Genomic DNA, 13,702 nt, shown 5'->3' on the forward strand with positions numbered 1-13,702 from the left:
GCCGGCTCAGGCCCGCCCGAGGCCGGCGAGGAACTCCGGGGCGTCGAGGGCGATCCGCGCCTCGGCCGCGACACCGACGGCGAGCATGTCCTCATCGACGTCGAAGCGCTCCGTGTGATGGCCCCACGAGGTCTCCATACCGATCTGGACGTACGTGGCCAGTCCCCCGCGCTCCGTGACCCGCTTCATCATCGCCGTCGCGTCCTCGGATCCGCCCAAACCGCCGGTGTCCCGGATCTCGGCGACCCCGGGCACCCCGGTGAAGGAGGCGCGGATGAATGGCAGCAGCTCCGGACTCGGGGACGCCGTGTCGGCACGTCCGACGACGGTGACCTTGTGGTCGACGCCGTGCATGAGGGCGGCACCGGCGACGACGTCGGCGGCGCGGGCGACCATGAAGTCGTTGATCTCGCTCGTCTCCCCGCGGGTCTCGACGGCGATGCGGGCGGTGCGCGGCACGACGTTGCGGCCCTCCCCGGCGGTGAACGTGCCGACGTTGATCCGGCTCGCACCCGCCGAATGGCGCGGGATCGCGTGGAGCCCTAAGGTCGCCGAGGCGGCCGCCAGCAGCGCGTTGCGTCCCTTCTCCGGGTCGCCTCCGGCGTGGGCGCCGACCCCGGAGAACTCCACGTCGAACTTCGTCGAGGCGAGGTACCCGTCGACGCCGGTGAGGACGCCGCCCTTGGCGTCGTCGGACTTCAGGTGAGTGGCGACGAAGAGGTCGACATCGTCGAACCACCCGGCCGCGACGATCGAATGCGCGCCCCTCACCCCCTCCTCGGCGGGTTGGAAGATGATCTTCACGGTGCCCGTCAGGTCTGCGACCATGCCGGTGAGCACGCTCGCCAGCCCCAGCCCCATCGCCGCATGCCCGTCGTGCCCGCAGCCGTGCATCGCGCCGTCGTTGACCGAGGCGAACCCCTCGGCGAACGGCCGGTGGCTGTCGTCGGCGAGCTCATTGAGGTCATTGGCGTCGATGTCGAAGCGGAAGCACACGACCGGGCCGGGTCGTCCCGTCTCGAGGACGCCGAGGACCCCGGTGAAGCCCTCCCCCATCGCCTCGACGAGCTCCGCATCCGCTCCCTGGTCGACGGCCCGTGCGCGGGCCCCGGCGAGGACGTCGGTCGTCGGCACCCCGAGGCGGGCCGAGGCCTCGTGGAGGTCGGGTCCGAAGATCGTCGCCCAGCCGAGGTCCCGGAGTGCTCCGATGATCGCCGAGGTGGTCCGAAACTCCGTCCACGCCGTCTCCGCATGCCGGTGGAAGTCCCGGCGCCAGCGGGTGAGATTCGTCCGCAGCTCCGCGGAGAGCGTCGGGGCAGGTGTCATCAGGAGGTCTCCTTCGCATCGGGGCGGGCGGTCAGCGGTGGACGCTGTGGTCTGGGCCGTCAGCAGGGTTCAGTGGACGTTGTGGGCGCGCATGAGCTCGGCTGTTCGGGCGTGGTCGCGGGCTTCGATGGCCGCGACGATGTCGATGTGGAGCTGGAGGCGCTCGTCGATGTAGTCATCCAGCGGCACCTCGGGGCCGGGCAGCACATCGACGGTGTGGTCGTCCATGATCGCCATGATGTTGAGGTAGACCTGGCGCAGCAGCTGGTTCGGGGTGATCTCGGCGATGCGCCGGTGCAGGCACCAGTTGGCCGCGAGGAACTCCTGGGGGTCGCCGGCGGCGACGGCGGCGCGCATGTCGTCGATGAGGAGCCAGAGCTCGCGGATGTCGGTGAGCGAGCCGTGGTCGACCGCCTCGGCGGCGATGAGGGGCTCAAGCGAGTCGCGCACCTGCATGGCATCGGCGACCGTCGACGAGTCCGCGTCGAGGGCGAGGAGCGAGCTGCCGAGCTTCGCCATCGGAGTCGGCGCGGCCGCGAAGAGTCCGCCGCCGGGTCCCGGTCGCAGGGTGATGATCCCGCGCAGCTGCAGCAGGCGCAGGGCCTCGTTGAAGGTGCCCTTCGAGACACCGCATTCGGCCTGGATCGCTCCCTTCGTCCCCAGCCGCTGACCGGGTTCGAGACCCTCGGCGAGGGCGGCGACGATGTCGACGGCGCGATCGACCGACGAGGATGATCCCCGCGATGTCGTGACCATGCCATCCTCCCCTCACCGGTGTGCTCCGCCAGTCCCGAGGGTACCCGACCGCCATGCTTGACAGCATGACGATCCGCGCGGCATCCTGGTTCCCAACAATTAATCATGATTAATTATGCTGAATTGCGAGACGTGCTTTCGCACCTCGGCGCTGAGACGGTCATGATCGGCATTCTCGTCCGAAGGAGAACGACGAATGAGCACTCGTACCACGCCTCCCGTCCGCACCGATGTCCTCGTCGTCGGGGCCGGCCCGACCGGGCTGACGCTCGCGGCGATCCTCGCCCGTGACGGCGTCGACGCGCTGACGATCACCCGGTACCCGACGACAGCGCACTCGCCGCGGGCCCACATCACGAATCAGCGCACGATGGAGGTCTTCCGCGACCTCGGCTGCGAGGACGCCGTCATCGCCGCGGCCACCCCGAACCCGTACATGCGCAACAACGTGTGGGCGACGAGCTTCGCCGGTCAGGAGATCGCACGGCTCGAGACGTGGGGCACCGGCAGCGCGCGCTCCGGCGACTACGAGGTCGCGAGCCCCAGCGCGATGTGCAACATCCCCCAGCACATCCTCGAACCCGTCATCGCCGAGGCGGCCCGCGACTTCGGCGCCGACATCCGCTTCTCCACCGAACTCGTCTCCGCCGTCGAGACCGCCGACGGCGTCGAGGCGACGGTGCGGAACCGGGACACCGGGGAGGAGTCGACGATCCTGGCAACGTACATCGTCGGCGCCGACGGCGGCCGGTCGACCGTCGCCGAGGAGTTCGGCTTCACCTTCACCGGCGAGTCCAACCTCGGCGCCGCGCTCAACGTCTGGCTCGAGGCCGATCTCACGAAGTACTGCGACTACCGTCCCGGCACGCTCTACTGGATGGCGCAGCCGGGCAACGACTACTGGGTGGGGTCGGGCACGTGGATCTGCGTGAAGCCGTTCACCGAATGGGTGCTGCTGGCGATGTACGACCCGGCCGAGGGCGAACCGGACACCGACACGGAGGCCCTCATCGCCCGGGCGCACGCGACGATCGGGGATCCCGACGTCGAGGTGACGATCAAGCAGGTCTCGAAGTGGCAGATCAACCACGTCGTCGCCGACGCCTACCGGCGGGGCCGGGCGTTCCTCGCCGGTGACGCCGCGCATCGGCACCCGCCGGCCAACGGCTTGGGCACGAACACGTCGATCCAGGACGCCTTCAACCTCGGGTGGAAGCTCAGCGCCGTCCTCAGGGGTGAGGCCGACGAGGCTCTGCTCGACACGTACGACCAGGAGCGGCAGCCGGTGGGCAGGCGCGTCGTCGACCGGGCGATGAAGAGCGTCGTCGACATGGGTCCGATCTCGAAGGCGCTCGGCTTCGCCCCCGGGCAGTCGGCCGAGGACGGGTGGGCGAGCCTCGAGTCCCTCTTCGACGACCCGGTCCGCCGGCAGGAGCTCACCGAGGCGATCGAGCTGCAGAACTACCAGTTCAACGCCCACGGCATCGAGCTCGGTCAGCTCTACGAGTCCGACGCCATCGTCCCGGCGGCGGGAGCGGGGGCAGAACCGGCGGCGGGCCCTGACGTCGACGTCGATCTCGACCATGTGCCGTCGACGCGACCGGGCGCGCCGCTCCCCCACGCCTGGGTCGACCATGACCGTCAGCGGCTGTCCACCCTCGATCTCGTCGGGCGCAGCGGATGGACGCTCATCACCGGCCAGGCCGATGATGGCTGGGCCGAGGCCGCGGCGGCGGTCTCCGCCGACCTCGGCGTCGAGGTGAGGACGGCACAGGTGAGCATGGGCGGGGACTACAACGACGTCCTGCGCCGGTGGGCGGCGGTCAGCGATGTCGACGATTCGGGAGCGCTGCTCGTCCGGCCCGACCGGATCATCGCCTGGAACAGTCGTACCCGACCGGCCGACCCGGAAGCCGCGCTGCGGGAGGCGCTGACGACGGCGCTCGGTCGGGGGTCGTCGGAGTTGACGTCGGAGGCGAACCGCGCTGCCGGAGAGGATTCCGTCGCCGAGGCGCGACTCTGACCCGCGCCGACTGCGGAGGGACTCGGGCTCGGGTCGGTCCACCTCCACGGTGTGGCAGCGGCGATCGCCGTCACGCGACGGCGCCCCGATCCGGGTGCGGATCGGGGCGCCTTGCTGCGGAGATCGGTGCGCTAGGCGAAGATGCTCACGCCTCCGGGGCCGACGAGGAGGCCGACGACGATGAGGATGACTCCCCAGAGGATCTGCTTCCGGAAGATGGCGAAGATGCCGGAGATGACGAGGATCGCTGCGATGATCCAGAGGATGGTGGCGAGCATGATGTGTCCTTTCCTAGGGGTGGAGCATGGGGTTGGGGTTTGCTGTGGTCTCTGTGCCTCGGTGACTCAGTGTGCCTCGGTGACTCAGTGCCTCGGTGCGCCGTTGCCGGAACCCGATTCGTCGGTGAAGTCGGTGCGGGGGTCGACGCGGTTGCGGTCGCCGCCTCCGCGGCTGCGGGAGAGTCGGTACTGGTCGGGGTCGACTCCGTTCGGGTCTCCGCGACGCTGGTCGGCCTCGTTCACTCCCCTGCCGTCAGCAGTGTCAGAACCCGAACCGTCGGCGCTGTCGAACGTCCGCTGTTCGGTGACCTCGTATTCGACCCCATCGGCGCTGTCGTAGGCGCGGGTGTCGGATTCGGCGTAGCCGCGTCCGTCGGCGTCGTCGAAGGTGCGGCGTTGCGTGGTCTCGTAGCCGACCCCGTCAGCACTGTCGTAGGCACGAGTGTCGGATTCGGCGTAACCGCGGCCGTCGGCGTCATCGAAGGTGCGGCGCTCCGTGGTCTCGTAGCCGACCCCGTCAGCACCGTCGTAGGCGCGGGTGTCGGATTGGGTATAACCGCGGCCGTCGGTCGTGTCGAACGTCCGCTGCTCGGTGCCGGCGTAACCGCGACCGTCGGCCGTGTCGAACGTCCGCTGCTCAGTGCCGGCGTAGCCGCGACCGTCGGCCGTCTCGAACCCACGGGCGTCTGCCGATTCCGAGGCGACGCCATCAGCGGTGTCATAGGTGCGGCTCTCGGATGCCGCATAGCCGGTTCCCGCTGCCGCGGCGTAACCACTGTCGCGATCGCGGCTGTCACGATCGCGGCCGTCACGATCGCGATCGGCGCGGTCCCAGTCCCCATCGCGGCGACGGTCGACATCCCCATCGCGGCGACCGTCGCCATCCCCATCGCGGCGATCAGCGTCGGTGTTCGTGTCCGGATCGAGCTCATCGGCGCGCTGGAGGAAGCGCTCCTGCTCGAGCCGGGACTTCTCCGCGGAATCCTCGAGCTGGTTGGCCGCGGTCTCGTACTCGTCGGCACGGGCTGCCGCCTTGAGGGATTCGACCTCGGCCTGGCGGGCCGCCTCGGCCTTCGCGTCGGCCTCGGCCTGTGCATCGAGGGCGCGGGACCGAGCGGCCTCTGCCTCCGATTCGTAGGCAGCCGTCGTCGGAGCGGCCGCGGCGACCTCCTCGCGGATCTGCGCGGCCTGCTGGCGGCGCTCTTCCATCTTCTTGGCGCGGGCCCGCCGAGCCAGCGCGACGATGACGATGATGGCGATGATGACGACGACGGCTGCGACGACGATCCAGATGATGGTGGTGCCGTTCATGTCTCTTCCCTTTCAGCCCGCTCGATCGACATCGATCGAGGTGAGGTAAACACCAGCGTGGTCTCATCGTGGCACGGATGCAGTTTGCCAGCAAGCATTATTGCGCATATGTCTTGCCGAATGACACAAGTTCGTCACAAGCTGGACGACTGGCCCGAGTCGGCTGTACTTCGCTTCCCTGCTGGGCAACAGTGGAGGGATGGACCAGTCACCCCGCAGTCCCCTCGCCATCAGCGAACTGGCCGCCGAGCACGGTCTCACGCTCGTTCCCGAGTCGGTCTCCATCGATGAGATCGGCCTGGACTTCCGTGTCGCCTTCGCCGAGGCGGCCGACGGCTCAGCGTGGGTGCTGCGCATTCCGCGGCGTCCGGATGTCACCGAGCGCGCCGACGTCGAGGGACGGTTCCTCGGCAGCGTCGCCCCGCACCTGAGCGTCGACGTCCCGGACTGGCAGATCCACACCGACCGACTCATCGCCTATCCCCTGCTGCCGGGCAGTCCGGGGCTCACCCTCGATGAGGATGCGCAGCCTCGGTGGCATTTCGATGTCGAAGCCACCGATTATGCGCACTCGCTCGGAGATGTCCTCGCTGAACTCCACGCCGTCGATCCGGCGGTGGTGCGCGATTCGGGGATTCCCGTCCTCTCCCCCGCCGAGGTGAGGCAGCAGAAGCGCGAGGACATCGCTGCCGTGGTCAGGGAGTTCGAGGTCGCAGAGGATCTGCGGGAGCGCTGGGCGGCGTGGCTCGACGATGATCGGTACTGGCCGACGTGGTCGACGGTGACGCACGGGGAGATCTACCCCGCACATCAGCTCATGGAGGGAACCCGCATCGTCGGCCTGCTCGACTGGACGACGGCGGCGGTCGGCGATCCCGCGCGGGACTTCATGTTCCACCAGATGAGCGTTTCCCCCGAGGCGTTCGACAGGACGGTCGAGCGCTATGTCGAGCGCGGCGGGAGGGTGTGGCCCAAGCTCGCCGAGCACTGTGCGGAGATGTTCTCGACCGCGGCGGTCGACCTGGGGCTCTACGCCCTCGACACCGGCGACGTCGGCCACCTCGAGGCCGCGCGCGAACAGCTCAATCCCGTCGCAGGGTGAGGGCAGGAGGAGTCAGGACCGAGTCGGCCTCAGAGCCTTGACTCGCTCGGGAGCCAGATCCATCCTTCCCGACTGACGCGGTCCAGCAGTTGCACGGGCGGCGGGGTGGCCTCGCCTCGTGCTACGGCGCGCGCCAGCAGAGCAGAGACGACTGCGTCCAAAGCGTTGTCGTCTGCGGCGCAGAGGGTTTCGCTGCCGTTCCAGGCGATGCCATCGAAGATCTGTGCAAGTGCCTCCACAAGTGACACCCGCTCGGCGGAGCGGTCACGACCCTTGTATCCACTGCTCGGCAATGACCAGCAGTGCAATGCTGCGCCGGGATACACCTCGCAGATTCGGCCAGAGCCATCCCGAGACACGTCGACCCCGTCTGCTCGAAGCCGTGCGTCGATGCCCGCCCACCGCAATGCAGGGTACGCGATGCGATCGGTTGAAACACTGAGCGGAACTTTCCCCGTGCGCTCGCGGACAGCCAGGTCCGTTGCTCTCATCGCCATGGTGCGTCGCCATTCCGGTCCCGTTGTCGGCGGCGCTGTGAGTGTGCGGTGGGCGTGGTCGCTGACCAGTTGAACAAAGGGATCAGGCCACCCCAAGGGGACATCGAGACCGACCTTCTCCGTCGACATGACCACATCCACCACGGCATCGTCGTTGATTCCCACGACAAGGTCGTCGATGACGAGGCCGTTGTCGTCATTGATGACGGCGAGAGCTGTGCGTTTGGGATCGGCCGCCAGATCGACTCCGCCATACTTCATGGTGTCAGGCTAGCAAGCGACTGCGGCAGGCTCCGGCTCCCCGATAGCCTGGTGGCATGGGTGATTTCGTCAAGCAGCGGGCCGGTGCCCCACGGGGATTCTTCGCGGCCGAAGCGGCCGGACTCGAGTGGCTAGCCGCACCGGGAGTCGTGCCCGTCGTCGGCGTACGCGGGGTCGACGAGGATGCGCTGCGCCTTACCAGGCTTGAGACGATCAGCCCGAATGCCGGTGATGCGGCCGAATTCGGTCGCAGGCTCGCGCGACTTCACGACTCGGGCGCTCCGGCATTCGGATGGGCACCGGCCGACACGGCATGGTTCGGTCCGCTCGATTCGCCCTTCGAGGTGCCCGTGACCGCCGACTCGTCCTTCTCCGACTTCTGGGTGCGCACGCGCCTGACACCCACGGCCTCGGCCATCGCCGGTGAGCTGACGGTCGAGGAGAACTCAGCGATCACCTCGGCGATCGACGCAATCGAGTCCGGAGCCTTCGACGGAATCGCCGGCACCGGAACCGAGCCGCCATCACGCGTGCACGGCGACCTGTGGGCAGGCAATCTAATGTGGACTCCCGACGGCGGCACACTCATCGATCCCGCCGCGCACGGCGGCCACCGCCTTGAGGACCTTGCCCTCCTCGCGCTCTTCGGCACGCCGTTCCTCGAGGAGATCTTCTCCGGCTACGAAGCCGAGCACCCGCTGCCCCGAGGATGGCGAGACGACCTGCCGGCGCATTCGCTCTTCGCCCTGCTCGCCCACGTCCGCCTGTTCGGCCGGGGATTCCTCGGACAGACGCTGGCGGCCGCACGGGCCGTCGTCGATCGCAGAGACGAACTCGACGGCTGAGCCTCGGCGGCCTGAGCCCCCTGCACACCCGCCCGAGCAGACGGCACCGGTCCGGCCCGACGAACGGACCGGACCGGTGCCACGCTGCGGAGCGGTCACCTCGGCGAGGTCATCACTTCAAAGAGATCACCACGGGATCGGAGAAGATCCCGCCTTCGAATGTGAGCCGGTCGGGGCTGACGTCCTTGGGCACATCGAAGACGAGGACGCCTTCGGCGGTGTTGCCGGGGTTGATCTCCTCGAGGAAGAGGATCGAGTCCTCATCGGCGTAGAGCCCTGCCTCCGAATCGGAGGAGTATGCGTTGCCCTTGTCGTCGCCGAGCTTGATGTTGTCCTCGTAGAAGAACGCCGGCTCCGACGTCGTGTTCTTCACGGCCACCGACACCTTGACGAACTGCCCCTGAGCCTGCGTGTTGAGGAATTCGGACCCGACCGTCGAGATGCCGTCCTCGACCTTGTCGACGGTGATCTCCCAGCCGTCGGCGGCCGCAGCGTCGCCCATGCCGTATTCGGCCGGCGCGGCCTTGTCCTCTGCGGGCTCGCCATCGGTGCCGTTCTCTTCGGCAGGCTGCTCCTCAGCGTTGTTCTCCTCGGCGGAGCCGGCCTCGCCGCCTTCCTGCGAACTCGTCGACCCGGTGTCCTCGGTGGTGTCGCCGCCTCCGCCGTTGATGGCGTTGACGAGCATGATGACGACGACGATGACGATGAGCCAGAACCACCAGCGCTTGAGCAGCGGCTTCTTCTGCTTCGCGGGCTTCTGGCCGTTCGGCGACCCGGGCTGTCCGAACGCAGGGGCGTAGGCGGGCTGGCCGTATTGCGCCGGCTGCTGGGGGCCGGCGCCCGCGGGAGCGTATCCGCCCTGGCCGTTCGAGTACGGCGAGGCATACTGCGGTTGCATGGGCTGCCCGGCCTGCGGGTGACCCTGGTGGGATGGCGGGCCGGGCTGCTGGGGATGCGGCTGCTGAGGTCCGGGCTGCTGAGGTCCGGGCTGCTGAGGGTTCTGCGGGTTCGACATGGCGCTCCTTGATCGGCTGAGGTGGCCGTGACCGGAGTCGTTCGACACCGGATGCTCGGCGGGAGCTTCGCAGTTCGAGGCGAGCGGCGAAGCGAGTGATTGCGACCCACCCAGCTTCGAGCAGCGCCGCACCGGACGCGTCCGCCCATCGGCTCGATCGGGTTAGCCGATCGGTGGAGGCCTCTCGACCCGATCGGTGGACTACGCGTGTCAGACCGTGCCGATACGATTCTTCTGTGTCAGGTCATCCACTCCCGCCGCAGCGCGGGCCACAGCCGCCTCGGCGCGACGGGCAGCCCACTGCCGGCGGGTCGCAGCCGCCGGAGTACGGTGCCCTCCCGCCTCAGCGCGGACGGTCGCAGCACCCCGGTCCGATGTCGGCCGGCGACGGGTCGGCACGGACGCCGCAACCCGAGGCGCCGAGGCGTCCCGGCCTCAGCGTCCCGCCGCGGCCCGGTCAGCAGCCGAGCATGCCGCCGACCTCTCTCAAGGGTCCCGGCCTGCACGCCGCTCAGCCGCTCCCGGCCGCACAACCGCTGCCGGCCCGGGACCAGCAGGCGGCCCCAGCTCAACAGCCGGCCCGAACTCAGCCACAGGCCCGTGCAGCGCTGCCGGCGCACACACCCGAGACCGGGCCGGCACTCACCCAGCGCCAACGGACACGAATGCCCCGTTGGCTGTCGGTGACCCTGAGCATCCTCGTCGGCGTCGTGCTCTTCGCCATCGGCTATCTGCAGTCGGTGATGGCTCTCGTCGCGAACACGTGGGCGTTCGAGGCCGGTGTGGTCAGCGTCATCGGCGTGCTCGTCGTCCTCTTCCTGCTCCCCCTGTGGGGCACGGTGTTCGTGCGCCGGAGATGGCCGTGGGTGCCGTTCTCCGTCGGACTGGGACTGGCGTTGGCCTGGGGCGACTGCCTGCTCATGCTCATCGGCATGTTCCACCTCATTATCCGCGGCACCCGCCGCGCGGCAGCGACCGCAGCGATCGTGGGATCTGGCGCCTCGGTCCTCGCGATCGTGCGCATGTGCCTGATGCCGACCGCGCTCAATCCGTTCAGCTTCCTCTTCATCACCTCCGGTTCCACTCCCGGCAACGTCACGACGCCGGCCCCGCCGCGCGATCTGGGACTGGCTGTCGACGGGGTGACGATCGCCGTCGGCCTGCTCGCTCTCGGCATCAGCCTCGGGGTCGGCTTCCTTCTGCGCCGCACCCGGCGGATGAGGTCAGTCGAGGCTTTCGCCTCGCACGAGGCGCAGCGCAATGAGGCACTGAGCGCAGAGCTCGCCCGGCAGTCGGAGCGTGAGCTGCTCGCCCGCGAGCTCCACGACACGCTCTCCCACCGGCTCTCGGTCATCTCCCTGCACAGTGGTGCCCTCGAGGTCGGCGGGAAGGGTGATGCGGATGTCGCCTCGACCGCCTCGGCGCTGCGTCAGGAGGCGCACGCCTCGCTCGAGGACCTGCGGCATCTGGTCGGCGGGGTGCGGGAGGGAACGCTCACGGGCACCGGTCCGAAGAAGGAGCAGTCCACTCCCCCGAGTCTGGCGTCCATGCAGTCGATTCCGCAGCTCCTCGCCTCCGTGCAGGCGACCGGAACCGTCATTCGGCCCTCGATCATCATCCAGGACATCGAGGCCGCGTCGACGGTCTTCGACCGGGCGGTCTATCGGATCGTCCAGGAGTCCCTGACGAACGCGATCAAGCACGCCCCGGGCGCTCCGGTCACCGTCGACGTCGGTGTATCGGCCGACCGCGGGGCCCGGATCGTCATCGCCAATCCCGCCCCGCAGTCCGGTCGACCGGGTGAGCGCCGTGATCCCCGCGCCGAGGAGGTTCCGCCCCGACCGTCGACCCTGCCGTTCGCCCACGATGATGTCCTGTCAGCGGTGGGCCGGCACGGCCTGTCCTCAACGGGCTCGGGCGCCGGGCTCGAAGGGATCCGGGAGCGGGCGGCGATGCTCGACGGCACCGCGGAGATTGGCGTCCGGGACGGCCAATTCGTCGTCGACGTCTCGCTGCCGCCGTTCCACCGCCGGGGGTGAGTCCGGGGCGGCGGGAGGCGGTGCGGCACCGGACTCGCGGTGTCCTGGGCCTCGGGTAGTGTTGCGCTCATGACCGAGACCGCCGCACCGATCCGCGTCATCGTCGTCGATGACGATCAGATGGTCGTCACCGGGATCAGGGGGATCCTCGACGCGGCCCCGGACATCGACGTCGTCGGATCGGCCCACAGCGGTGAAGAGGCGCTGGAGAAGGTCGCGCTCCACTTCCCCGACCTCGTCCTCATGGACATCCGCATGCCCGGCATCGGCGGCATCGAGGCCATGGAGCGCCTGACCAACGGGGTGCGCCCGCCGAAGGTCGTGGCGCTGACGAGCTTCGACACTGACGACTACCTCTTCCGCGCCCTCGATGCCGGCGCCGTCGGGTACATCCTCAAGGACATCGGTCCCACCGCCCTCGCCGAGGCGATCCGCCGAGTCCACAGCGGAGAGTCCTTCCTCTCCCCGCAGGCGACGAGGATGTTGATCAGGAAGGTCACGGCGAATCCCGACCAGCGCAGCCAGCGCGCGGCCGAAGAGCAGCTCGCCACCCTTACCGAACGCGAGCTTCAGATCGCCGTGCTCGTCGCCGACGGACTGTCGAACCAGGAGATCGCCGAGGCGACGTTCATGAGTCCGGCCACGGTGAAGACCCATCTCAACCGGATCAACTTCAAGCTCGACACGAACAACCGCGTGCGCATCGCCGTGCTCGTCGAGCGGGCCCGAGTGACACGGCCCGTGCCGCCCCACCTCGGCGACCACCCGCACTGACCGACCACCGAGGCGGCCGCCCACCACGGACGGCCGCCTCGGCGAGGTCAGCGGCGACGCCACACTCCGGTCGCTTGCTCCTCTTCGTTGCCCACGGACAGGTCGATGCCGCGACGGTCGCGGACGACGGAGACGGCGAGCAGCGAGATCGCCGCCATGATGACGAGGTAGAGCGAGACCGAGGCCGTCGTTCCCGTCGCCTGCAGCAGCGCCTGCGCGATCGTCGGGGCGAAGGCCCCGCCGAGGACGGCGCCGAGCGCATAGGAGATCGCCACGCCGCTGAAGCGGATCGAGGCGGGGAAGAGCTCGACGTAGAGCGCGGCCTGCGGACCGTAGGAGAGGCCGAGCCCGATGGAGAACACGCCGAGGGCGAGGTAGAGCAGACCGAGGTTGCCGGTGTCGATGAGCCAGAACAGCGGGAACGCCGTGACGATGAGGATGATGAACCCGATGACGTACGTCTTCACGCGCCCGATCCGATCGGCCAGGACGCCGGAGACCGCGGTGGCGATGAGCCAGACGAACGACCCGAAGGTGATCGCCAGCAGCACCTGAGTCGGTTCGAAGCCGACGGGATCGGTCGCGTACTTCGTGACGAATCCGCCGGTGGTCATGTAGCCGCTGGCATTGTTACCGGCGAAGATCAGGGCGGCGACGATGACGAGCAGCCAGTGCTTGCGGAACAGGTCGATGATCGGCGCCTTGCGCTTGGCCGCTTCGACCTGGATCTCCTTGAACACCGGCGTGTCCTCGACCGAGCGGCGCACCCAGTAGCCGACGCCGATGAGCACGACGGACAGGAGGAACGGAATCCTCCAGCCCCATTCCATGAACGCATCTCCCGGTGAGATGACTCCGGTCATGAGCGCGATGACGCCCGAGGACAGCAGCATGCCCAGCGGCACGCCCAGCTGCGGGTAGCATCCGGTCCGTCCCCGCTTGTCGGCGTCGGCGTGCTCGACGGCGAGCAGCGCCGCCCCACCCCATTCGCCGCCGGCGGACAGGCCCTGGATGATGCGCAGGAGGATGAGGAGGATCGGTGCGGTCACGCCGATCGTCTCATACGTGGGGATGAGACCGATGAGCGCGGTCGCCACACCCATCGTCACAAGCGTGACGACGAGGATGAAGCGCCGTCCCAGTTTGTCGCCGAAGTGCCCGGAGAGGAACGCCCCGAGCGGACGGAAGAGGAACGAGATGCCGATCGTCGCGAAGGCGAGCATCTGTCCGATCGCCTCCCCGGCGGGGGCGAAGTAGAGCTGGGCGAAGACGAGGGCGGCCGCCGTCGAGTACGTGAAGTAGTCGTACCACTCGATCGTCGTGCCGATGACCGCGGCGAACGCGACCTTCCGCTGGTTTCGCTTCTGGGCAGGGGTGGTGAGTGCGGGTGTCGCAGTCATGTGAACGTCCTTGTTCAGGTGATAGTCGGGGAATGCCCGCCCCGGGTGAGGGGCGGGCTGACAGCCGGGGTGGGC

Annotated in this window: 12 protein-coding genes; 5 read left to right on the forward strand and 7 right to left on the reverse strand. The window is 68.8% G+C overall.

Annotation, left to right across the window (positions count from 1 at the left end; translation table 11 throughout):
- Positions 1 to 6 precede the first annotated feature (6 nt).
- A complete protein-coding gene (locus J9315_RS11375; RefSeq protein ID WP_198498344.1) occupies positions 7 to 1,326 on the reverse strand; it encodes an amidohydrolase in 1,320 nt (439 codons plus the stop codon).
- A 69-nt stretch (positions 1,327 to 1,395) separates the two neighbouring features.
- A complete protein-coding gene (locus J9315_RS11380; protein WP_198498343.1) occupies positions 1,396 to 2,082 on the reverse strand; it encodes an FCD domain-containing protein in 687 nt (228 codons plus the stop codon).
- 196 nt (positions 2,083 to 2,278) lie between these two features.
- Between J9315_RS11380 and J9315_RS11385 the strand changes: the two genes are divergently transcribed.
- Positions 2,279 to 4,105: an FAD-dependent monooxygenase gene (locus J9315_RS11385; protein WP_198498342.1), complete on the forward strand. Its 1,827-nt coding sequence runs from the start codon at positions 2,279 to 2,281 to the stop codon at positions 4,103 to 4,105.
- A gap of 131 nt (positions 4,106 to 4,236) precedes the next feature.
- On the opposite strand, the gene J9315_RS11390 is transcribed toward J9315_RS11385, so the two are convergent.
- Both J9315_RS11390 and J9315_RS11395 read right to left on the reverse strand, forming a co-directional pair.
- The gene (locus J9315_RS11390; protein WP_009374756.1) at positions 4,237 to 4,383 is read right to left on the reverse strand and encodes a GPGG-motif small membrane protein; all 147 of its coding nucleotides are present in this window, start codon (positions 4,381 to 4,383) and stop codon (positions 4,237 to 4,239) included.
- 84 nt (positions 4,384 to 4,467) lie between these two features.
- Positions 4,468 to 5,694 (reverse strand): hypothetical protein, encoded by a 1,227-nt coding sequence (locus tag J9315_RS11395; protein ID WP_211977887.1) that lies wholly within the window; start codon positions 5,692 to 5,694, stop codon positions 4,468 to 4,470.
- A gap of 199 nt (positions 5,695 to 5,893) precedes the next feature.
- Between J9315_RS11395 and J9315_RS11400 the strand changes: the two genes are divergently transcribed.
- Positions 5,894 to 6,796, forward strand: coding sequence for a macrolide 2'-phosphotransferase (locus J9315_RS11400; protein ID WP_211977888.1), 903 nt, complete (start codon positions 5,894 to 5,896; stop codon positions 6,794 to 6,796).
- Positions 6,797 to 6,825: 29 nt separating this feature from the next.
- On the opposite strand, the gene J9315_RS11405 is transcribed toward J9315_RS11400, so the two are convergent.
- Positions 6,826 to 7,554, reverse strand: a complete 729-nt coding sequence (locus tag J9315_RS11405; protein ID WP_211977889.1) for a DUF429 domain-containing protein — start codon at positions 7,552 to 7,554, stop codon at positions 6,826 to 6,828.
- Positions 7,555 to 7,610: 56 nt separating this feature from the next.
- Between J9315_RS11405 and J9315_RS11410 the strand changes: the two genes are divergently transcribed.
- On the forward strand, positions 7,611 to 8,399 hold the full coding sequence (locus J9315_RS11410) for a fructosamine kinase family protein (RefSeq protein ID WP_211977890.1): 789 nt from the start codon (positions 7,611 to 7,613) through the stop codon (positions 8,397 to 8,399).
- 112 nt (positions 8,400 to 8,511) lie between these two features.
- On the opposite strand, the gene J9315_RS11415 is transcribed toward J9315_RS11410, so the two are convergent.
- Positions 8,512 to 9,414, reverse strand: coding sequence for a DUF4352 domain-containing protein (locus J9315_RS11415; protein ID WP_211977891.1), 903 nt, complete (start codon positions 9,412 to 9,414; stop codon positions 8,512 to 8,514).
- Between the two features lie 665 nt (positions 9,415 to 10,079).
- Here J9315_RS11415 and J9315_RS11420 point away from each other — a divergent pair.
- On the forward strand, positions 10,080 to 11,453 hold the full coding sequence (locus J9315_RS11420; protein ID WP_249120891.1) for a histidine kinase: 1,374 nt from the start codon (positions 10,080 to 10,082) through the stop codon (positions 11,451 to 11,453).
- A gap of 69 nt (positions 11,454 to 11,522) precedes the next feature.
- Positions 11,523 to 12,227: a response regulator transcription factor gene (locus tag J9315_RS11425; RefSeq protein WP_211977892.1), complete on the forward strand. Its 705-nt coding sequence runs from the start codon at positions 11,523 to 11,525 to the stop codon at positions 12,225 to 12,227.
- A gap of 47 nt (positions 12,228 to 12,274) precedes the next feature.
- Here J9315_RS11425 and J9315_RS11430 read toward each other — a convergent pair whose 3' ends face one another.
- Entirely contained in the window at positions 12,275 to 13,627 is a 1,353-nt protein-coding gene (locus J9315_RS11430) for an MFS transporter (RefSeq protein ID WP_211977893.1), read from the reverse strand.
- Between the last annotated feature and the right edge of the window lie 75 nt (positions 13,628 to 13,702).

The organism is Brevibacterium sp. W7.2 (assembly GCF_018137945.1).
GTDB lineage: Bacteria > Actinomycetota > Actinomycetes > Actinomycetales > Brevibacteriaceae > Brevibacterium > Brevibacterium sanguinis.

Excerpts from the sequence above, each read along its gene's own strand:
- J9315_RS11390 (WP_009374756.1), bottom strand. The coding sequence starts at position 4,383 with ATGCTCGCCACCATCCTCTGGATCATCGCAGCGATCCTCGTCATCTCC.
- J9315_RS11380 (WP_198498343.1), bottom strand. The coding sequence starts at position 2,082 with ATGGTCACGACATCGCGGGGATCATCCTCGTCGGTCGATCGCGCCGTC.
- J9315_RS11410 (WP_211977890.1), top strand. The coding sequence starts at position 7,611 with ATGGGTGATTTCGTCAAGCAGCGGGCCGGTGCCCCACGGGGATTCTTC.
- J9315_RS11385 (WP_198498342.1), top strand. The coding sequence starts at position 2,279 with ATGAGCACTCGTACCACGCCTCCCGTCCGCACCGATGTCCTCGTCGTC.
- J9315_RS11400 (WP_211977888.1), top strand. The coding sequence starts at position 5,894 with ATGGACCAGTCACCCCGCAGTCCCCTCGCCATCAGCGAACTGGCCGCC.
- J9315_RS11395 (WP_211977887.1), bottom strand. The coding sequence starts at position 5,694 with ATGAACGGCACCACCATCATCTGGATCGTCGTCGCAGCCGTCGTCGTC.
- J9315_RS11420 (WP_249120891.1), top strand. The coding sequence starts at position 10,080 with ATGCCCCGTTGGCTGTCGGTGACCCTGAGCATCCTCGTCGGCGTCGTG.
- J9315_RS11375 (WP_198498344.1), bottom strand. The coding sequence starts at position 1,326 with ATGACACCTGCCCCGACGCTCTCCGCGGAGCTGCGGACGAATCTCACC.
- J9315_RS11415 (WP_211977891.1), bottom strand. The coding sequence starts at position 9,414 with ATGTCGAACCCGCAGAACCCTCAGCAGCCCGGACCTCAGCAGCCCGGA.
- J9315_RS11425 (WP_211977892.1), top strand. The coding sequence starts at position 11,523 with ATGACCGAGACCGCCGCACCGATCCGCGTCATCGTCGTCGATGACGAT.
- J9315_RS11405 (WP_211977889.1), bottom strand. The coding sequence starts at position 7,554 with ATGAAGTATGGCGGAGTCGATCTGGCGGCCGATCCCAAACGCACAGCT.
- J9315_RS11430 (WP_211977893.1), bottom strand. The coding sequence starts at position 13,627 with ATGACTGCGACACCCGCACTCACCACCCCTGCCCAGAAGCGAAACCAG.